Here is a 21,098-nt window from a genome sequence, read left to right as displayed (position 1 = left end):
CATAACAGATTTCTTTTTTCAATCTGTTATGAACCACACAACAGATTAATATTAAATGGTGCGATTATTAAAAATAATAGTCGCGTACATATTAATATTAATCATTCTTTGTGAATTTTTCATAGCAAAATTATAACATAAAAAAATAATGCAAAAATAATTTTAATATATAATTTTAATATGAAAAATATAGCTAATTTCTTTGATTTTAAGACAACTGAAATGCGGGTTGCTGAAAGGGCTTTAAAAAAAATTAATAGCTTAGAAAAAATTGTTTCTAAATTTTCAGATGAGGAATTAAGATCTAAAACTGAATTTTTTAAGAAACTTTTGGCAGAGGGGAATACTCTTGAAGATATTCGTGAAGATGTTTTCGCTGTCGCTCGTGAAGCTACTAAGAGAATCCTTGGAAAACGTCCATACGATGTGCAAATGTTGGGTGGTTTATTATTAGATCTTGGTTCTGTTGCTGAAATGAAAACTGGTGAAGGTAAAACTATTACTTCTATTGCACCAGTTTATTTAAATGCATTAGAAGGAAAAGGAGCAATTGTTTCTACTGTTAATGAATATTTAACTGAACGTGACGCTATTGAAATGGGTGAGGTTTTTAACTTTCTTGGTCTAAGCGTCGGAATTAATAAAGCTCAGTTAGATCCTGATTCAAAACGCGAAGCTTATGCTTGTGACATTACTTATTCAGTTCATTCAGAACTTGGTTTTGATTATCTTAGGGATAATATGGTTAGAACAAAAGATGAAAAAGTTCAAAGAGGTCTTAATTTTTGTTTAATTGATGAAGTTGATTCAATCTTAATTGATGAAGCTAAGACGCCATTAATAATTTCTGGAGGAGATCAAGAAGATGGTATTTCATACATAGCTGCCGATCAATTTGTTAGAACCCTAGCGCATACTGACTACATAATTGATGAAGAATCAAAAGCAATAGCTTTAACTCATTCAGGAATTCAACGTGCTAATGAATGATTCCAAACCAAAAATATTTACAATATTGAAAATAGTGAATGAATTCATTTAATTCAAAATGCACTTCGTGCACATAAAATAATGAAAATTGATGTTGAATACATTGTTAGAGATGGAAAAATTGAACTTGTTGATTCATTTACTGGTCGTATTATGGATGGTCGTAGTTATTCAGAAGGACTTCAACAAGCAATTCAAGCAAAAGAAGGAATTGAAATTGAACCAGAAACTAAAACTCTAGCAACCATTACCTATCAAAACTTTTTTAGGATGTTCAAAAAACTTTGTGGAATGACAGGGACAGGTAAAACAGAAGAGCAAGAGTTCATAGACATTTATAATATGCGTGTTAATGTAGTGCCAACAAATAGACCAACAGTTAGAGTTGATGAACCTGATGCTATTTTTGCTTGTGCAGAAGACAAATGAAACGCTGTTGTTAATAAAATTGCCGAATTATATGAAAAAGGACAACCAGTTTTAGTTGGAACATCGCAAATTGAAGATTCAGAAATTGCACATAAATTGTTACTTAAAAAAGGTATCCCTCACACCGTTTTAAATGCAAAGCAAAATGCTTCAGAAGCAGAAATAATATCTCAAGCAGGACTCCCTAAATCAGTTACCATCGCCACTAATATGGCAGGTAGAGGAACGGATATAAAACCAACCAAAGAAGCAATCGAATTAGGCGGACTTTATGTTTTAGGAACTGATAAAGCTGAATCAAGAAGAATTGATAACCAGCTTCGTGGTCGTTCAGGACGTCAAGGTGATGTTGGAACAAGTAAGTTTTTCATTTCACTTGATGATCAATTAATTAGAAGATTTGCTTCATATGAAACTTTTAAAGAAGCGTATTCTGATTCAAAAGGAAAAGAAATTACTAGCAAAACTCTAAGACTTCAATTCAATCATGCTCAAAAGAAAATTGAAGGATTCAATTATGATTCTCGTAAATCAGTTTTAAATTATGATGATGTTATTAGACAACAACGTGATTTAATTTATGCACAAAGAGACTTAATTTTAACTTCAAATGATGTTGATTTTATTTTGAAAAGAATGTTTATGTCAGCTGCTAGATCTATTGTTAAAAATGGTGAGTATTATTTACATAGTAATTATAATTATAATGCGCTAATTGATTTTTTAAATGAAAACATCGGTAAACTAGTTTCATTTAAATTTGATATAGATGAAATCGTAAAGGTTCATGAAAATGATTTGCCTGAATATATTGCAAATATTATCTTATCACTTTATGAAGAATGAACCAAGAATGCACATAATAACTCTGATCAATATGAAGTTGCTTATTTTGAAAAATCTACAATTTTAAGCGTTCTTGATAATAAGTGACAAATTCAAATTAATAGAATGGATAAACTTCGTTCAAATGTTAATTTAGTTCAATATTCTCAAAAAAATCCGTATCAAGTATATACTCAAGAGGGTACAAAACTTTTTGAATCAATGCTTGATGATATAGCTTATGATGTTTTGATTAAAGTATTCAAAGATCGTAGAGGAAAAAAATCATTGATTACAAAAGAAATGAGAAATGACCCAATTTTTGAACAAATCCAAATTAATTGAGTTCTAGATCCTCATCTTAGCATTGAAGAACAAGAAAAGCAACTTATTGAACACTATTTAGCTGTAAAAAGAAGATTACAGGAAATTCAAGAAGAAACAGAATTAGAACAAAAAGCAATATAACTTATGTATAATATTTTTAACTTTACTTCTTGTTAATTTACCACTTTTAATTTTAAAAACATAATAAATAAAATAATATAATATATAAATATAAATACATTTTAGGAGCATTATGAGAAAAAATAAGAATAACACTAGAATTTTAAGACATCACAATGATGAAATTGATCCTAAAAAAGAAGGATTAAGATACAAAAGATTTCTTGGCAAAAATTTAAATATTGAAAATGATTTTTTAGAAAATAGTGAAATTAATTTTAAAAAGTCATGCAAAACTGAACAAAAAACAATTAATAAACCAATAAAAGAAACCAACATAATGTCTCATGAAAAAACATTTAAACCAGAAGTTCAAAAATCGATAAAAATAGAAACTAAATTAATGTCTAATGAGCCAAAATATTTAAGCTTAGTTGAACTTTCTGTTGAATATTGAAACTTTTTTAAAGATTTAATGAAATCTTAAAGAACCATATCAGAACTATGGTTCTTTATTTTAGATAAATAATACTTATATAAGAAAGGAGTTATCATGTTAGAAGTTCAAAATCTTAGCAAAATTTTTAGTGATAAAAAATTATTTGAAGGAGTAAATTTAAAATTTATAGAGGGTAACACATATGGAGTTATTGGTGCAAATGGAGCCGGAAAATCAACATTCTTAAAAATAATTTCTGGTCAAATCGAACCTACCTCTGGGCAAATTATTAAAGAAAAAAATAAACGTATTTCTGTTTTAAGTCAAGATCATAATGCTTTTGATGAACATAATGTAACAGATGTAGTAATTATGGGAAATACTGATTTATTCCAAGTAATGCAAGAAAAAAATGCTATATATGCGAATCCTGAAGCTACAATGGATGACTATACAAGAGCCGGTGAATTGGAGGAAAAATTCGGGGATCTTGGCGGATGAACAGCTGAAAATGATGCTCAAGAATTATTGAGTAATCTTTCCATTCCAAAAGCAAAATGAAATTCTAAAATGAGCGAATTAACAGCTAATCAAAAAATAAAGGTCCTTTTAGCAAAAGCACTTTTTGGAAATCCTGATATTTTAATTATGGATGAGCCAACAAACCATTTAGATCTTCGCTCAATTAGATGACTTGAAAATTTTTTAATTGACTATCAAAATGTTGTTATTGTTGTAAGCCATGATAGTGATTTTCTTGATGCTATTTGTACACATACTATTGACATTGACTATAATGAGGCAAAAATCTATACAGGAAATTATTCATTTTGAAAACAATCTTCTGAACTAGCTAGAGAATTAATGAAACAATCAAATGTTAAAAAAGAAGCACAAATGGAGAAATTGAAAGAGTTTATTGCTCGTTTTAGTGCAAATGCATCTAAATCAAAACAGGCCACAAGTAGAAAAAAAGCTCTTGAAAAAATTACGCTCGATGAAATTAAACCTTCAAATAGAAAATATCCTTTTATTAGATGAGATATGAATCGTGATCATGGAAAGCAAATTCTTAATGTCGAAAACTTAACATACAAAAACGAAAATGGTGATGTGCTATTTCAAAACATTTCATTTTCATTAAAACCTGGTGAAAAAATGGTAATAGTTGGTGAGGATGATATTGCTAAAACAAGACTTCTTGAATGTTTATACGGAATTAAAAAACCAACTTCAGGTACTATAGAATGAGGACAAACAATTACGCCAAGTTACTTTCCAAATGATAATTCTAAGTTTTTCGAAACAGATGAAACCATTCTCGAATGAATATCTAAATGACCATTAGAAAATAAAGAAAAAGTAAATCAAGAAAATGATGATGCAAGAATGCGCGGATTTTTAGGAAGAATGTTATTTAGTAATGATTCTGTATTTAAAAAGGTAAATGTAACTAGTGGAGGCGAAAAGGCTAGATTAATGTTTTCGAGAATGATGCTTCTTGAATCAAATTTCTTAATATTAGACCAACCGCTTGATCACTTAGATACTGAAAGTATTGACTCAGTTATTGAAGGGGTTAATAATTATAAAGGTGGTGCTATTTTTACAACATATAATAGAGCGTTTGTGAATCAATGTGCTAATGTTATTTTAGAGCTTCAATCCCCTGAGAAAAGTTTTATTTTCAGAGGAACATTAGAAGAATATGAACAAATTATGTTGGATGAATAATGAATAGATTTTTTGTTAATCAAAAGGATGAGGATTATTTTATTTTAGATGCAAAAACATTAAAGCATTTAAATGTAATAAGGATTAATTCTGATCCTTTCATTTGCATTTATCAAGAAAAATTTTACAAATGTATTTTAGAATACAATAGGGCAAAAGTTATTGAAGAAATCAATGAAAATCACGAATTTGATTTTGAGGTTGTGGTAGGAGTTTCGTTAATAAAATATGAGCGCTTTGAATGAGCTTTGCAAAAACTAGTTGAATTAGGTGCAAGTAAAATAATTCCAATGATAACCAATTATACTAATGGTGAATTATATAAATTTGATAAATTTCAAAAGAAATTAGAACGCTTTAAAACTATTATTCAAAATGCTGCTGAACAATCATTTAGAAACAAAATTCCAGAACTTGGTCCATTAACTAAATTTGAAGACATATTGAAACTAAATAATTATCAAATATTCATTGCTCATGAAAAAGAAAATTGTAATAATTTAATACCAAACGATATTACAGTAAATACTTTATTTTTAGTAGGTCCAGAGGGAGGGTTTTCTGAAGATGAAGTTTTTAAGGCAATTAAATTAGGCGCTAAGCCTGTTAGTCTTGGCAAAAGAATTTTAAGGGCAGAAACTGCTGCAATTTATATGATGAGCAAAATAAAAAATTAACAACATTTTCAAATCTTTTATATTAGATTTAAAAATGTTGTTTTTATATATTATTTTTTAAAAATAAAGGTCAATCATTAAGAACCTTATAAGCCTTTGCTAATTTTTTTTGATAAATTGGGTTAGAGTTAGCAATATATTCAAATAAATAATCTAATAAAACTAAATGTGATATTTTTGAACCAATTGGCACTAATTTATTAACGTCTGTAACTCTACGATATAAGAATTTAATATCAATTAAATCACATAAAACATTTTCATTATTTGAAGTTATCACAACTGTTTTCACTTGATATTCTTTTGCTTTATTTAAAGCAAAAAGGATTTCTAAATTCCTTAATTCTTTTGTTAAGCAAATAATAACATCATCTTTTTCTAATGTCCCCAATAATGGACACATAGTATGAAAATCAGACTCAAATATAGCATCAATACCTATTTTTTTAAGATTAGCAGCAAGTTCAGCGATAATCCGCCCACTAGAACCAAGCCCGAACAATAAAACTCTCTTTGCATTATTGATGAATTTTGAAACTTTTTTCATTTTATGAATATTTTCTTTTTGGAACGCATTATCGATTGCATATTTTTGACTACGGTAAATATCTAAAAGGTTTTTTTCGTTTTTAAGATATTTTTCTAGATCATTATCAAAAATATCTATTTCTTTTAATCTATTATTAATAAAAAATGCAAATAAACGATAATTATCAAATCCATATTTTTTAGCAAATCTACTAATTGAAGCTTCTGAACATAATGTAATTTTTGATAATTCACTTTGTGTTAAATTAAACTCTTTGTTTTTATAATTATTAACAAAATTAAATATTTTAGTTTCAACATTTGTTAGTGAACTTATGTGTGATAATATTTTTCTAGCCATTTGGAATATATTATAATACTTTATTGTAAAAAACTTTCAAAATAAAGTTTGCTTTCTTTCAAAAGTAATATAAAAATGTAATATAATTTAATAGGATAATTGAAAGGAAGTTTATGAAATATTCACAAAGCGTTTGTGCATTAAATTGTTTTGAATCTTTAAAGACCATTGACCAACTGGTTGAAAATGGTTTAGAATACATTCATATTGATTTTATGGATTCATTTTACACTAAAAACTTCGGTTTTTCGTTTGAAGCAGCTAGTTATCTAATAAAAAGATATCAAAATGTTAATTTTGATGCACATTTAATGGTTAAAAATCCGACTAGAATTATTAAAAAACTTATTGAATTAGGTTTTAAAACAATATTTTTACCAGCTAATGAAATTAATCATATTGAATTTATGAACATTGCTAAAAATTATCCAGATATTTACTTTGGGGTTATGCTTGAAACTGAAAATAATCCAGAAGATTTTAAACAAATAATACAATGTTCTGCCAAAATCCTCTTAATGACAATTGATAAAATTGGCGGAACTGGTCAAATGCTAAATAATAATTTATTTAAAAAAGTAAAGACAATAAAAAAAATTAACCCAAATATTAAAATTTATTCTGATGGTGGCTTAAGATATTATAACTCAATGGAATTTTATAAAAATAATATCGATGTCGCTGTCGGTGGCTCAATTATCTTTTCATTTGAAACTATTAAGGAATTTTTATGTTGATGAAAGGAAAAATATGATTCTTAATATTGCGCTTTATACTTTAGCTGGTATATTAGGAATTATACTTTTGGTAGTTCTAGGTTGAAGAATCTATGAATATATAACCAAAAAAAGTCCAAGTGAAACAAATCAAAATAGATATACAACTAAAAAAACAGAAGACAAGTTATTTATTCTAAGTTCAATGAATGATAGCGTTATTTTAAGCAATATTTTAGTTAAAAACAAATTCGCAAAACAAGGTTTTTCTGTTCTAAATGGCATTATTGTAACAAATGAAAAAATATTTATAGTAACTAATTTAATAACCACCTTTGAACAATATACAATTGAAATTAATTTTGATAGCATTACTTTGATTAAACCAAATCAAAAAATAAAAAGCAATTTTTATAATACAAAATGATTAAGTGAAATTGAAAAATATATGCAAAAAAAGTTTAATGAACCTTTTGAAATCATCATCTTAATAGATGAAAAAAATAAGGACAATAAATTAATAAATAAAACAAGTTATCGAGTTCTAAACATTGAACAAATAGATCAAGAAATCAAAACGCAAAAAAACGCTATTTTGAATATCAAAAATATAAGCGAGTTTTTCTTAAATAATAATTTAATGAAAAATAAAACTAATGTTTAATATATGAGGTATTTTCTTGATTTGTTCAATATTATTAGCTCAACTCTTTGTGCATTTTATCTATCGAATTAATCTAAATATTAAATACTCTAAATTTAATTTAAGATGCAATCAAAAACCTATAAATATTTTAAAAAATTCCTTAGAACAAAAATATCAAAATAATTTTATAATCAAGTTAAATAAAAATTGATTTATTGACCACATTAATACCAAAAAAAAATATATAAGTATTCAAAAAGATTTTTTAAGCGAAAATATTTATGCAGTTGTAAATATGATTTATATAAAATTTTTTAATGAATTACTGACTAAAAAGCATAAATTAATTGGAACAATTTTTAAATATTTAATTACTTTGTCAATTACTTTATCATGGATATTTTTAATATTTAATTGATATTTTATTTCATTAAGTCTTTGTATCTTTTTTATTTTAATGATTGCTATTGAATTTATATTTTATTATAAATTTTTAGCAAATGCTTACATTCTTAGTAAAAATTACTTTATAGAAAAATTCCATGATCAACACTTAGCGTTGATTTTAAGTTATTTAAAATATAAAAAATTTAGTTTTTTCTATAAGTATTTAGCATTTTATGTTGAAATTATTGCTTTTTTAGCTAAATGATTTAAAAATTGAGGTTCAAATGAGTAAAAATATTATTGAGCTTAAAGAACATTTAATTCATAAATATAACTTGGATGAAAAATATTTAAATAAATTATCAGAACAAGAATTAAATGAATTATATGAACAAAAAGAAAAAGAATCTTTGATTATAGCGAAAAACCCTAATAAGTTTTTTTATATTAAATCATTACCAGTGCCAAAAGAAGTCGAAACTAAAACATCATCTATCGGTGGAAAAATCGTATTTTTCGCATTTATTATAATGCTATTATTGTTTTTTGTATTATTTTTTGTTTTAGCATTTATAAAACATTTTAATTAAAGGAGACCAAATGAAATTATTTAATACTCAAATGTTAGAATGAATAGATGAAAAAATAGATTGAAAAGAAGCGATTCATAAAGGTGTAGAATTATTAGTTAACAATAATAAAGCCACTTTTGAACTTGAAGAAAAAATTCTTGAAGTAACTAAAGAATTTGGAGCATACTATGTCTTAGAAAAAGGTATTGCTTTGGTTCATGCGCCAGCTGGTGGTCATTGTCTTGAAGCTGCTACTAGTACGTTAATCTTAAAAGACGAAATTGTTTTTAATAACCAACCAGAAAAAATGGCTAAAATAATAATTACTCTTTCTGCGCCAGATAACATATCCCATTTTGACTTTATAAAGGAATTTGGAGATTACTTTATGAATCAGGATTTTAAACAAAAAGTTTTAAATATCAAAAGTCTCCATGAATTTATTGAATTAATATCTAATTACGAGGTGAAATAATGAATATAAAATGTGTATGTGGTTCAGGTCTTGGATCAAGTTTATTATTAGAAATGAATGTTAAAACCGTTCTTGATAAACTTGGTGTTGATTATGATTCAGTTGAACACACTAACATATCATCATTTACAAAAAATGGTGTTGATTATGTTGTTGTTGGAGCTGATGTTGCCCCTGTTCTAGACTTTCCGCAAGAAAAAATGATTATATTAAAAAATATCTTATCAAAAGATGAATTAGAATCAAAATTTAAAGAATTATTTAAATTATAGATTTTAAATTAGAAAGGAAAATATGGCTTTCTTACTTTGAATACTTGGTTTTCTTAAAGCTTTTGTAGGGACACCGGCAATCTTAGTTGGAATATTCACTATGATTGGTGCATTAGTTTTAAGAAAAAAAGCTTCACAAGTTATAATTAGTACATTTAAGGTTATAGTTGGTTTTATAATCTTAGGTGGAGGGGCTGGTGTTTTAGTTGGATCATTAACTAAATTCCAGCCTGTATTTCAAGCTGTGTATGGCTTAAACGGTATAATTCCAAATAATGATGCATTTGCAGGAGCATTATCAGCTGCGTTACCTACAATAGCATCATTAGGTAGCATAATTATGTTGGTCGGTATGTTAATGAATATAATTTTGGCATTAACATCAAGATTTAAATACGTGTATTTATCTGGGCATGTTCTATATTATAGCTCATTAATGTTAGCGGCTGTAATGTATGTTGTTGGATTTGACTTCCAAAATAGTGTTCCAGACTTTATACTTGCATTAATTGCTGGGGCTGGTGTTTTATCTATATATATGGTTATTTCACCAAGCGTACAACAAAGATATATGAAAATAATAATTGGAAATGATGAAATTGGACTTGGACATACAGGTGGGTTCGGATATGCACTTTCTGGTTTAATCGGTGAAGGAATTTATAAACTTAAAAAAGGTAAAGTTTTATCTACAGAAGAAATTAAATTCCCCCAATCACTTTACTTTTTCAGAAATACATTAGTTTCAATTTCGATTACTGTATTTATATTCTATCTAGCTGCGTTTTTACCGGGTGGAATTTTATATGAAATTGGAAAAATTACTAAACAATCACATAAAGATGCCTTTGAAATTCTCGAAAATGGCAATTGAGTTGTCACAATGATTGTTCAAGCATTTACCTTTACAGCTGGAGTAGAAATTATTCTTTCTGGAGTTAGATTATTTGTTGGTGAATTAGTTCCGATGTACAAAGGAATTAGTGATAAACTAATTAAAAATTCCAAAGCAGCAGTTGATTGTCCAGTTGTATTTCCGTATGCGCCAAATGCTGTTATAATTGGATTTATATCATCATTTATAGCTGGTATATTAGGAATGCTTATTACAATTGGATTAGGTAAAGCAGCAGTGATTCCGGCAGTTATTTTACCAGGGCTAGTTCCACACTTCTTTTTAGGTGCAACAGCTGGGGTATTTGGTAATGCTAAAGGTGGTGTATGAGGTGCTATTGTTGGACCATTTGTTGGTGGATTAATAATAACATTTATTCCTGTTTTCTTCGTTTTAGGAAATTGAGCTCCAACCGATACTAATGAACTTGGAAAATTAATTCTACAACATGGAAAAAATGGAAATACAAACCTTGTCACATTAAACTGAGGAGATACTGATTACTTTATTGGTTATATTCCAGGAATTTTAGGATTAATTCCAAAAGCAGGAAAATGAGTAGCACTAGTAGTAATTTTATTTGCATACTTTGCATTAGTTATTGATGGACTACTTAAAAAGTTTGTCTTTGACAAAAGAAAAAAAGTAACAACTGAGAGTTAAAATTATGGAAAAAAAATCAACAAACGAAACAAAAAAATTTATTTCAACAATGCGCGCTATTGCACTTGATAGTATTAATAACGCAAAACAAGGGCATATTGGTATGTCATTAGGAGCCGCTGAAATATTTTATTCACTTATTGGAAAAACAGTTAATTTTAGCACATTAAATCCTAAGTGAATTAACCGTGATCGTTTTGTGTTATCAGCAGGTCACGGTTCAATGGGGCTTTATTCAATTTATCATTTACTTGGTATTTTAAATCACGAAGATATTAAAAATCATAAGGTTTTCGAATCAAAAACACCATCACACCCCGAAATCGATAAACTAGCATACATTGATGCATCAACTGGGCCATTGGGTCAAGGTATAGCAATGGCTACTGGTATGGCATGAAGTTTGAGATACTTAAAAAACAAATTCAATCGTGAAAAATTCGAAATATTTAACCACCAAATATATGTTTTATGTGGTGATGGAGATCTTCAAGAAGGAGTTGCCCTTGAAGCTATTCAATTAGCAGGTACTCAAAAATTAGATAATCTAGTTATTGTTCATGACTTTAATAATATGCAAATTGATAGTTCTTCATCAGAAGTTAATGATGTTGACTTTAAACAATTTTTCAAAGCGCAAAAATTTAATGTAATGATTCTAAAATCAAATGAACCAGAAGAAATCATTAAAGCACTTGAAAAAACTAAGAAATTAAGTGGTCCAACTTATATTCAAGTTCCAACCACAATTGCTTTTGGTACTAAGGTCGCAAACACACCAAAAGGTCATAATGGTGTATTGAGCCCAGAAGATACAATTACTTACAAAAAATCATTAGGACTTAATGAGACAGAACCTTTTAACTACGCTTCAGAGGCATATGAGTATGGTAAATCACTATTAGTTTCTAAAAACAATGCATATAAAAAATGACTAAAATTATTTGAAAAATACAAAGCTGAATTTCCTGAGTTAACTAATAAATTGGAAAGACTTATAAACAATGAAGTGCAATACAATTTTGATAATTTTGAATTTAAACAAAGCAATGTAGCAACTAGAAACTATGTAGGTGAAATAATGTCATATTTAGATTCTAAATATGACACCTTTGTGGGTGGTTCAGCTGATTTACAAGCTGCTACAAAAGTAGGATTTAAAGACCAAAAAAATATTAAGTACGGTATTAGAGAATTCTCTATGTCAGCTATAAATAATGGTATTTATTTACATTCAAACCTTAAAACTGTTGGCTCAACATTCTTAGTGTTTTCAGATTATGCTAAAGCTGCTTTAAGATTAGGTGCATTAATGGAAATCCCGGCACTTTCTGTATTTAGTCATGATTCATATCAAGTTGGAGGTGATGGACCAACTCACCAACCGGTTGAACAATTAACAAGTTTACGTTCAATTCCTAATTATTTAGTATTTCGTCCATGCGATGAAAGTGAAGTATTAAATTCATTTAAATATGCATTGAACAACCAAAAAACACCAAGTGCAATTATCACATGTAGACAAGAAGTTAAATCATTTAATATTCAACCTAATGAATTTAAAGCTGCATATTTTATTAAAGAATACCAAGATGCTAAAATCACATTATTAGCATCAGGTTCAGAAGTTCATTTAGCATATAATGTTTCAAAAATATTGCAAGAACAAAATATTAATGCTAACGTTATTTCTGTGCCTTGTTTACAACTATTACTAGAAGACTCAAAACTAATTAAAGAACTTAAACTAGATCAGCAACCTCTTTTTGCAATCGAAGCTTCTAACGATCCATTATGATTTAAATTATCAAAATATTCAAAATTTGATGCACAACTTTCAAAAGAATTCGGGCATTCAGCTCCTGGTGATTTTGTTTATAAATTAAATGGTTTTGATGAAAAATTAATTGTTGAAAAAGTTAAAGATTTAATTAAATAATTTATAAAAATATTAAAAATCCGCACGCTATTTGCTGCGGGTTTTTTAATTATGTATATTAAACAAAATTTAGAAATAGTTTTAGTTTACCTTTTATACAAACTTTTCCTGCTTCTTTTGAAATCAATAAAACATCTGATTTTTTAATAGGTCTATCATCTATAAAACCTTCACCTTCAATTATCACCACTTCAATACAATGTTTTGCTAAATTAGTATCAATTATTCTTTGATTATTATTAAGTTCAACTTTAGTTAAATTAAATAATTTAGTTTGATAAAAATTATTCTCACTAAGCGATTTTTGAATAGTTGGTTTAAGATCTAATTTCATCGTATCTAATGACTCTTTAATGTGAATTGGCCTTTTATTTCCGTTTTTATCTAATCTTTGATAATCGTATAAACGATAAGTAATATCACTAGATTGTTGTAATTCATAAACCATAGTTTCAGAAGGTATTCCGTGAATTAAGCCAGCTTCAATATAGACAAAATCGCCCTCATTTAGCTTTATCTTATTTAAATATTGCTCAATTCGGTCTGTATTAATAGTGTTTTTAATAATATTGATATCTAGGGTTTTAGAACCTAAAATAAATGGTTCATATGACGTTTTTAAAACATATCAACATTCATCTTTGCCTAATGAATTAAACTGTTTAGCATATCTATCATCAGGGTGCACTTGGATACTTAAAGGATATTTAGCATCTAATATTTTTGTAAGATTTGGATAAATAAAATTTTCAGATTCTTGTCTAGTTAAAGCAAAGAAGTTAGGATATTTCTTAATAAATTCACTTAAAATTAAATCATAATCCTTAACAATCGACTCACAATTGTTAACAGCAGAAATTAATCAAGCTTCTCCAAAGTTTTCTTTAAGATTAAATAACTTTTTTAAGTTTTCATTAGCTCATGGTGTTTTTTTAAAATAGGGCTTTAGAAATATTATATTTGACATTGTAATTCCTTATTAAATATTGAAATAATACCAATAAATAAAGATAAAGTAAATAATCCATAAACAAAATAACTTGTACCAATTTCGAAATTCATCTATAAGTTTTTAAATTGTTCTATATCTAGTTTTAAATTATATAAATTAATATTTTGTTCAGTATATATTTAGCACAATCTGATGAACAAAAAATTGTTAAAATAATGTTAATTATTAATAAAATAATTCCGGTATCAAATTAAAAATAAACAAAAATTCTTTATTCTTTTTTGTTCTTATTCACGCTATACTATTTCCTCTATAAGAATATTTAATTTATTTTTTAATTCATTATTTTATTTTTAATTTTTTAACTTTTTTCTTCTTCAAAATATACATTTTAAAAACTTATTATTTTGCTTTTATTATTGCTTTATTTTAATTCCGACTCTCTTCTTTATAATTTAAAATTGAAAGCACATATTCTACTTCAGAATTATCAAATTCTTTTCAATCAGTGTTTTTTTAACTTAATAAAGAATGAAAAGACGTTCCAAAATTATTTTAGAACATTCAAAAGGAAATGCAAATTTATTTTCTGGACAAATTTAATGTTTATCTTTAATAAATAATCCCAATTCAATTACTTGTTTTATAACTTTTTATCCTCTAAACATTAAGCTTTTTAGTGACAATAATAAAAAAATTTTTTGCTTTAAGATTTTATAGTATTTTTAGAAAATATATTCTTTTTTCTCTTTCTTGTATGTTCTTGAATAAATTATAGAACTATTTTCAGATTAAAAAACACAATGAAAAAAATTCTAATTAAATAATAGAATTTAGAAAAATTATTTTCTGCTTATTTCAACCATCTAAAATTTTTTGATTTTTATCATATATAGCATCAAGTTCATTACTTTTATATTTAAAAATTAAGAATAATATTAAATCTGAAATAAACTGTTGATTTATTTTTGATGAAATTAAAACTAATCGTTTATTTTGCTCAAGTGTTTGATAAATAATTACATTTTGATAAATTTCTCTCATTGATTTATTAGCAGTAATCAAGAAAAAATTAATTTTTTGTTCCTGAAAAACATCAATAAGGTGTTTCCTTTCTTTCGTTTCGCAAGATTTTGAAAAAAGTATAATTGTTTGATGCTCATTATATTGAACTGTTGAAACTAATAAGAATGAATGGAAGTCTTTAAAGGCATTGGAATTTATCCCAATTTTTTGAAGATTTATATCAAGTTCAAAAGCACTCAAAAATGAACTGCCAGCTCCTCGTATATAGACTCTTTAGATCTTAAATATCATTAACAAGTGCATTAACTTCATCAAGACTAAGCAAATAAGCAGTTTGAGAAACAGATTCTTTATAATAATTGAATAATTTTATTAATATATCACTATTCTTTTCATAATCTTCTGTATGATTAACTAAATTAGAATTCAAATAATTATGAAAAATATAAAATTGCATATCTTTTAATGATGAAAAACCAATTTTCTTAATTAATTTTTCTTAATTAATTTAGATATTGTACCAATTGATATATTAATTTTAAAAGATAATTGTTTTATTGAATAACTATAAAATTCTTTTGGTTTAATTAAAGCAAATTCAACAAGCTTTTTTTCAGTTGACGATAGTGTTTTAATATCATTTTTAATAAATAATTTCATCACTTATCCTTATTATTTAATTATAAAAAATAAAAATTAACATTAAATAAAATCAAAAAATATATGTACATTATGGAACAAAACCATTAATTTTAATATATACCTTTTTATTATTATAAAAAACTAAGCTGCAAGGCTTAGTTAAAAATTTTAATAGTAAGTTAGATCATATTCATTTTTTAAAATTGTTTTCTTCAAAAATGCCAAAATTGGTATTAAAGCATTTACAATAATAATATAAATTGGAAGTGCGATAACAGATCTTAAAATAATTGGAACCATAACAATTAAGTATCTATTACTTAAATCATAACCTCGTCCTAAATATCTATTCGCATACTGAATAAATGCAAATGGACCTCAAATTCATCTTGCTAAAACAATGACAAAAACAACTAAGAAAATAGATAAAAGCAAATAAGAATATCTTTGTTTGCTTGCTTTGTTTTTTGCTGTTAAATATTTAATAACAAATACATTAAATATTGCAAATATTGATAATGTAATAACTAATAAAGCAATAAAGACTCCTAAACTAACTCTACTAAATCCAAATGTTTTAGAAATTTTTATACCTTTTGGGTCATTCATATTTAATATAAACACATATATTAAAGCACAAAACACTAGTATTAAAAAAAACTCCATCAAGACAACTCAAATCCGTTTATACTTCCTAAACATATCTATAAATGCACCTATTAAAATGGTCATAACAATTGGTACAATCGCATAGGCTTCATGGTAAAATCCAATCTTTCCATCTAATAATAAATTGAAAAAGTCGGCCACAAATGATAAAAAAGCTCCTTTAAATTTTCCAAAGAAAAAAGCAAATATAATATAAAAAATAAATTCAGGATCTAAACCAACAATTTTTAGTGGTGTAAAATTTTTTACAGCTGCTATGATTAAGAAAATGCACATTAAAACACCGGCTAACGAAATGTCATAAATTGAGAATCTTATATTATTTTTTATTAATCCTACTTTTCAATTCGAAATAATTAAATCATTCTCAATAAATAGCGAATTAATAAAAGCGATTCTATAAAAATCAACTATTGGTAAATAAAGAGAACAAATAATTAAAATCCTTTTAAATGCCTTCGGATTTTCAATTACTAAATAATGAAAAATCTTCTTTCAATATTCTCGCTCTTTAATGATAAAAAAAGTTGTTGCAAAAAACAGTAAAGCATAAAATTGTCATAGAACAATTGACAAAACTGTTTTTTCAAATATACGTGTAACGTTAAAAAGATTTATTACATTAATTTGATTAAGCAATAATACGATAAATAGTGCGATAGAAGTGCATTTTAGAAAAAAATTCATAAAAGCTAAATTAATACTTTTTTTGTTTTCGATATACATATTATTTAAATTCATAATTGAATTTTAACAAATAACAAAATAAATTATAATTTTTAGTATATTTTTGAGTCAAAAATTAATTATGATTTCAAAAGTACTTTTAAATAGCATTGTTCGATTCAAAAAGCGAATTTAGTACTATTTTATGTCTAACTTCGCTTTTTTATTTTTTTGGTCTATAATTATCCTAAACTTCAAACTTTTCACACATCCTTTAATGATGCTTTTAACTCCCAAAACTTTTTCTTAAAGCTACTAAATATTATTTTATTCGGTAAATAATAATTATTAATTGAAATGCTTATGCAAGATAATAAAATATAAATGATATATCCAATAATATATGCAATTGTCCCAAAAATTATAAAGATTGGTAATGATATTGGTCATTTTGATAAACTGCCTAATACATTGATTCCTACTTGTCCTAAATAAAATCAATTAGCATCTAATGCGATTTTTATTCTAACATTAGAAGCATTATTTGCGATTGTGTTTAAAATCCAATTCCCAAAAAATACCAAAATTGCCATTAATATTATATAAATACCACCCTTTATAAAAACGGAATGTGTTATTTTTGCTTGTTCTCCATAGATAATGTGTGTTAAAACAGTTATAATCAATATAAAAGAATGAGCAAAAATGAAATCTCAGTAAATAAAATTATCGTATCCAACATTATAACCAGCTTTTTGATATTCAATTGATCCCGGTTGAAGATTATGATACATAATATCATCTTTAATAAATTGCTCATTAGGTCCAAGATTAGCAAAAGCATAACCTATAATCGCTCCTAGGATAGCAATAATACTAAATAAATTAATATTTCTAGCTCTTTTGAAAATAAATAAAAGTGGAATAAAGTATGTGAAAAATCTACATAATTGTAATGGAATTAGTTCAGATTTTCAAGGAAAATCTAACACTAAAAGAATAATTAATCTAACAATATTAAAAAATATCGCAACAATTCCGATTACAATAAACAATTGATCCAAATTTAGTGTTTTAAACAAAAATTTCTTGTTTTCACTTGTAAAATATTTGTTAATTCTTTCTTTATAAATTCACATAAAAAGCATAGCAATAAGTGAAATTATAAAGAAGCTAAAAAATAAAGGTTTTGCTGTAGTAAAATCAATTTCATTTCTTCTTCAGTGGAAAAATCCCATTTTTTCTCCTTTGAAAAAATTATAATTAAAATTACTCAAAATAAAAAAATTTTATTGACTAGCGTTTTCTTGTAGGGTTTTTTTATAAATATATGTTAGTTTGATGTTTTCCTCCTTACTTTCAAAACTATTCCTAATTTTTTCAAGTATTTCTAATTCTTTTTCGTCTCCTAAATTTTCAACATCAGTTTCATCGTTTGATTCAATAATATTTTTCATCAAGTTTTCATTAGAAATTCGGAAAAACCTATCAAAATATAAATAGTAATCTTTTTGAGCCTTTTGATAAATTTTTACACTAGGATTAACATCCTTTTCAAAAACTATTCCGAATAAAATATCATCAAAAATTTTAATAATCGGCATTATTTTCTCACATTTTATCTTAGAATAGCCTTCTATTCCTTTTTTAAGACTTTCATTTAGTTTATAAGTTTTAAATATTTTTATTTGTTCCATTTGAACTCCTTTGTTTATTCATAATTCTATTTTTATAAATTTTGTATGTATTAATTTCTTGTTACAAAATAATGATATATTTAATTTTCAGATGAACTAAAAAGGGAAGAAATTTTATTAGCTAAATATCTATATAAAGCAAGAAGTCTATTAAAAAGTTTTGTTATGCAATTGTAGTATAATAGTAAATATATAAAAATTATAATTAGAAACAGAAATGAGGGATTATGATAAATGTTAATGAATTTAAACCAGGTATTACATTTCAAGATGATGGTGATATATTTGTGGTTTTAGAAGCTCAACATTCTAAGCAAGGACGTGGTCAGGCTAATGTTAAGGCAAAAGTAAAAAACCTTAGAACAGGTGCAACAACAATTAAATCTTACACAGGTGGTGATAAGGTTAAACCAGCACACATCGACAAAAGAAAAATGGATTATTTGTATTCAGATGGTGAAAATATTATATTAATGGATAGAGAAACATATGAACAAATTGAAATTTCAGTAGATAGAGTTCAATGGGAATTAAATTTCTTAAAAGAGGGAAGTGAAGTACAAATTAGAAAATTCCAAGATGAAGTATTAGATATTGAATTAGCGCCAAATATTTCACTAACTGTAACAACTGCACCAGATGCTGTTAAAGGTAATACAACAACAAATCCACAAAAAAAAGTAACAGTAGAAACTGGTTTTGAACTAGAAACACCAATGTTTATTAAAGAAGGTGATATAATTATAATTTCAACTGAAACTGGTAAGTATGTTGGAAAGAATAATAAATAATGTCTAATTGAGTAAATGTACCTTATCATTCAAATCAAGTTTATGTAGTTAAAGAAGATGCTATTAAAGATGTAATTAAGTATTTTATCTCACAAGATAAAAGGTTTAAACTTAATTCACCAGTTAAGATTTTAATTAATGAAAAGCATACAGATTTACAAATTTTTCTAGAAATAAAAATAAAGAGTTCAGAAGCGACTAATTCATTCAATGTAATAAAATATTTAATTTCTGGTATTGAAGAAGAAATTAAAAAATTAATTGATAAAAAACCATGTAATGTTCAAGTTTCATTATGTGATTATTATTAAAAAATGAATAAAAAAATAATTTCGAATCATAATGATTATGCAATTTTACGATCTCTTTTTATTTCTGAAATTAATGAAGAAATAAAAAAAATAAAAAAGCACAAAAAAATTAACGCTAAAACAATTAAGTATCAAAAAATGCTTGAAGGTCTTAATAATCAATTAAAAAGTTTTGAAATCAAAAATGAAGACTTAAAAGTAAATAAATTAGCTTTTGAAAAAATCAAAAGAGATCAACAATTAGCAAGAATTAAATGATACTTTATCGGTGGTTTTATTGTTTTTATAATTGTAATAATTATTGTAATAATCTTAATGGTTTATGAGAAAAATTAATTATGACAAAAGTAGTTTACAAAAAATTTAAATCATTTAATAAATATGAAACAATTACATTTACAATTGGAATAATTTTGTTTATTTTATACATTTGTACAATATTTTGAAAATGATATGATCAATCATACAATATTTGAAATATCTATAATAAAAATCCAAAAATCATAGAACAAATAAAAGAAATTGCTAATAATACTGCAAATGAAATAGAAAAAAGAGAAGTATATTCGAATCTCCTACCTAATGCGACAACTGCACTATGAGGTGGATCATCTTATTTTTATACCTTTATTAGTAATATTTTTCTTGCAGCATGTATAACATTTTTTCCATTTTTCAAAAATGGAAAACTTGCACAAAGACTTTATTTTTCTAGTATAGTATTTATCATTTCTGTTATGCTTGGTTTTTGAACAGGAATTGTTTTTGATCCTAAATTAATTGGTCGCTTAGAAGAGGATAATGATTTTAATAGAACAATTATTTGGCATGCAATAGGTCCTATTCTCGGGATTGTAACAATTTTTTGAGAAAGAAAATCAATTAGAATTAGTAACAAAGCAATTTGATGTTTAATGATTTATCCATTAATATATTCATTTTTTATGATCTCAATTTATCTTTTTGGATATAAATTTTTAAACCTACATAAACAACAATTTTCACCAGATTTTACTAATTTATTTTACGATGAAAGTAATCCTGTACCAAGAGAATTTAATAGCGAAATAAATCGTGGAATAGTTTTTTACTCCGTTGTTTCATTAATTAAACCTTTAGGATATGAAGGTCCTAATAACTATGTTAGAGCAGTTTTGATAATTATAATGCTTTCATTCATTGTCTTAACTTGTCCAATCATCGGATTTATCATAAGAAGATTTTTAAGAATAAAACAACCAAATCAAAAAACACTTCCAAAACTAATTTTCCTTCACAAAGACTCAAAATTATGAATATGATTATATAACAGAAGAATAAATAAAAACAAATCTAAGCCTAATGAATAA

General features: G+C 25.7%; 24 protein-coding genes. 16 read left to right on the top strand and 8 right to left on the bottom strand.

Annotated elements, in window-relative coordinates; genetic code table 4:
* The first annotated feature begins 180 nt into the window (after positions 1-180).
* From secA to EXC48_RS01655, 4 genes are all read left to right on the top strand, one after another.
* Positions 181-2,712, top strand: coding sequence for a preprotein translocase subunit SecA (gene secA, locus EXC48_RS01670; RefSeq protein ID WP_129720525.1), 2,532 nt, complete (start codon positions 181-183; stop codon positions 2,710-2,712).
* 112 nt (positions 2,713-2,824) lie between these two features.
* Complete coding sequence (locus tag EXC48_RS01665; RefSeq protein WP_129720524.1) at positions 2,825-3,178, top strand: hypothetical protein; 354 nt, start codon at positions 2,825-2,827, stop codon at positions 3,176-3,178.
* Between the two features lie 66 nt (positions 3,179-3,244).
* Positions 3,245-4,864 (top strand): ABC-F family ATP-binding cassette domain-containing protein, encoded by a 1,620-nt coding sequence (locus tag EXC48_RS01660; protein WP_129720523.1) that lies wholly within the window; start codon positions 3,245-3,247, stop codon positions 4,862-4,864.
* Positions 4,864-5,541, top strand: coding sequence for a 16S rRNA (uracil(1498)-N(3))-methyltransferase (locus tag EXC48_RS01655; protein ID WP_129720522.1), 678 nt, complete (start codon positions 4,864-4,866; stop codon positions 5,539-5,541). Before EXC48_RS01660 ends, EXC48_RS01655 begins: the two co-directional genes overlap by 1 nt.
* 43 nt (positions 5,542-5,584) lie before the next feature.
* Here EXC48_RS01655 and EXC48_RS01650 read toward each other — a convergent pair whose 3' ends face one another.
* Entirely contained in the window at positions 5,585-6,430 is an 846-nt protein-coding gene (locus EXC48_RS01650) for a MurR/RpiR family transcriptional regulator (RefSeq protein WP_015287134.1), read from the bottom strand.
* A 113-nt stretch (positions 6,431-6,543) separates the two neighbouring features.
* Here EXC48_RS01650 and EXC48_RS01645 point away from each other — a divergent pair, with 113 nt between their 5' ends.
* Genes EXC48_RS01645 through EXC48_RS01610 form a run of 8 tightly spaced genes read left to right on the top strand, consistent with a single transcriptional unit; the run spans position 6,544 to position 12,995 of the window.
* A complete protein-coding gene (locus EXC48_RS01645; RefSeq protein ID WP_129720521.1) occupies positions 6,544-7,191 on the top strand; it encodes a beta/alpha barrel domain-containing protein in 648 nt (215 codons plus the stop codon).
* On the top strand, positions 7,181-7,810 hold the full coding sequence (locus EXC48_RS01640) for a hypothetical protein (protein ID WP_129720520.1): 630 nt from the start codon (positions 7,181-7,183) through the stop codon (positions 7,808-7,810). The genes EXC48_RS01645 and EXC48_RS01640 overlap by 11 nt, the downstream gene beginning before the upstream one ends.
* Positions 7,803-8,471, top strand: a complete 669-nt coding sequence (locus EXC48_RS01635; RefSeq protein WP_129720519.1) for a hypothetical protein — start codon at positions 7,803-7,805, stop codon at positions 8,469-8,471. The genes EXC48_RS01640 and EXC48_RS01635 overlap by 8 nt, the downstream gene beginning before the upstream one ends.
* Positions 8,464-8,769, top strand: a complete 306-nt coding sequence (locus EXC48_RS01630) for a hypothetical protein (RefSeq protein WP_129720518.1) — start codon at positions 8,464-8,466, stop codon at positions 8,767-8,769. Before EXC48_RS01635 ends, EXC48_RS01630 begins: the two co-directional genes overlap by 8 nt.
* A 10-nt stretch (positions 8,770-8,779) precedes the next feature.
* Positions 8,780-9,226, top strand: coding sequence for a PTS sugar transporter subunit IIA (locus EXC48_RS01625; protein WP_129720517.1), 447 nt, complete (start codon positions 8,780-8,782; stop codon positions 9,224-9,226).
* Positions 9,226-9,498 carry a PTS sugar transporter subunit IIB gene (locus EXC48_RS01620; RefSeq protein WP_015287128.1) on the top strand — a complete coding sequence of 91 codons (273 nt, stop codon included), beginning with the start codon at positions 9,226-9,228 and terminating at the stop codon, positions 9,496-9,498. The genes EXC48_RS01625 and EXC48_RS01620 overlap by 1 nt, the downstream gene beginning before the upstream one ends.
* A gap of 22 nt (positions 9,499-9,520) precedes the next feature.
* Positions 9,521-11,056 carry a PTS sugar transporter subunit IIC gene (locus tag EXC48_RS01615; RefSeq protein WP_015287127.1) on the top strand — a complete coding sequence of 512 codons (1,536 nt, stop codon included), beginning with the start codon at positions 9,521-9,523 and terminating at the stop codon, positions 11,054-11,056.
* Between the two features lie 4 nt (positions 11,057-11,060).
* Entirely contained in the window at positions 11,061-12,995 is a 1,935-nt protein-coding gene (locus tag EXC48_RS01610; RefSeq protein ID WP_129720516.1) for a transketolase-like TK C-terminal-containing protein, read from the top strand.
* 58 nt (positions 12,996-13,053) lie between these two features.
* On the opposite strand, the gene EXC48_RS01605 is transcribed toward EXC48_RS01610, so the two are convergent.
* The 7 genes from EXC48_RS01605 to EXC48_RS01580 all read right to left on the bottom strand — a co-directional run bounded on the left by EXC48_RS01605 (position 13,054) and on the right by EXC48_RS01580 (position 18,647).
* Positions 13,054-13,962 carry a type I phosphomannose isomerase catalytic subunit gene (locus EXC48_RS01605; protein ID WP_129720515.1) on the bottom strand — a complete coding sequence of 303 codons (909 nt, stop codon included), beginning with the start codon at positions 13,960-13,962 and terminating at the stop codon, positions 13,054-13,056.
* An 804-nt stretch (positions 13,963-14,766) separates the two neighbouring features.
* Complete coding sequence (locus EXC48_RS01600) at positions 14,767-15,213, bottom strand: phosphoheptose isomerase family protein (RefSeq protein WP_129720514.1); 447 nt, start codon at positions 15,211-15,213, stop codon at positions 14,767-14,769.
* Between the two features lie 40 nt (positions 15,214-15,253).
* Positions 15,254-15,403, bottom strand: coding sequence for a hypothetical protein (locus EXC48_RS04650; protein WP_165035624.1), 150 nt, complete (start codon positions 15,401-15,403; stop codon positions 15,254-15,256).
* 59 nt (positions 15,404-15,462) lie between these two features.
* Positions 15,463-15,633, bottom strand: coding sequence for a hypothetical protein (locus EXC48_RS01595; protein ID WP_129720513.1), 171 nt, complete (start codon positions 15,631-15,633; stop codon positions 15,463-15,465).
* 150 nt (positions 15,634-15,783) lie between these two features.
* Positions 15,784-17,025 (bottom strand): ECF transporter S component, encoded by a 1,242-nt coding sequence (locus EXC48_RS01590; RefSeq protein WP_129720512.1) that lies wholly within the window; start codon positions 17,023-17,025, stop codon positions 15,784-15,786.
* 167 nt (positions 17,026-17,192) lie between these two features.
* Positions 17,193-18,188 (bottom strand): TMEM164 family acyltransferase, encoded by a 996-nt coding sequence (locus EXC48_RS01585; protein WP_129720511.1) that lies wholly within the window; start codon positions 18,186-18,188, stop codon positions 17,193-17,195.
* Between the two features lie 51 nt (positions 18,189-18,239).
* Complete coding sequence (locus EXC48_RS01580; protein ID WP_015287120.1) at positions 18,240-18,647, bottom strand: hypothetical protein; 408 nt, start codon at positions 18,645-18,647, stop codon at positions 18,240-18,242.
* Between the two features lie 227 nt (positions 18,648-18,874).
* Between EXC48_RS01580 and efp the strand changes: the two genes are divergently transcribed.
* From efp to EXC48_RS01560, 4 genes are read left to right on the top strand one after another with little or no spacing between them, the layout of a single operon-like run.
* Complete coding sequence (gene efp / locus EXC48_RS01575; protein WP_129720510.1) at positions 18,875-19,438, top strand: elongation factor P; 564 nt, start codon at positions 18,875-18,877, stop codon at positions 19,436-19,438.
* Positions 19,438-19,749 (top strand): MMB_0454 family protein, encoded by a 312-nt coding sequence (locus tag EXC48_RS01570; protein ID WP_015287117.1) that lies wholly within the window; start codon positions 19,438-19,440, stop codon positions 19,747-19,749. Before efp ends, EXC48_RS01570 begins: the two co-directional genes overlap by 1 nt.
* 3 nt (positions 19,750-19,752) lie before the next feature.
* Positions 19,753-20,085 (top strand): hypothetical protein, encoded by a 333-nt coding sequence (locus EXC48_RS01565; RefSeq protein ID WP_015287116.1) that lies wholly within the window; start codon positions 19,753-19,755, stop codon positions 20,083-20,085.
* Positions 20,086-20,087: 2 nt separating this feature from the next.
* Positions 20,088-21,098, top strand: coding sequence for an MAGa3780 family membrane protein (locus EXC48_RS01560; protein WP_129720509.1), 1,011 nt, complete (start codon positions 20,088-20,090; stop codon positions 21,096-21,098).

Source organism: Mycoplasmopsis cynos (genome assembly GCF_900660545.1).
In the GTDB taxonomy this organism is placed as follows: Bacteria; Bacillota_I; Bacilli_A; order Mycoplasmatales; family Metamycoplasmataceae; genus Mycoplasmopsis; species Mycoplasmopsis cynos.
Note: the sequence above shows the minus strand (reverse complement) of the source record. Positions and strands in the feature narration are given on the sequence as shown.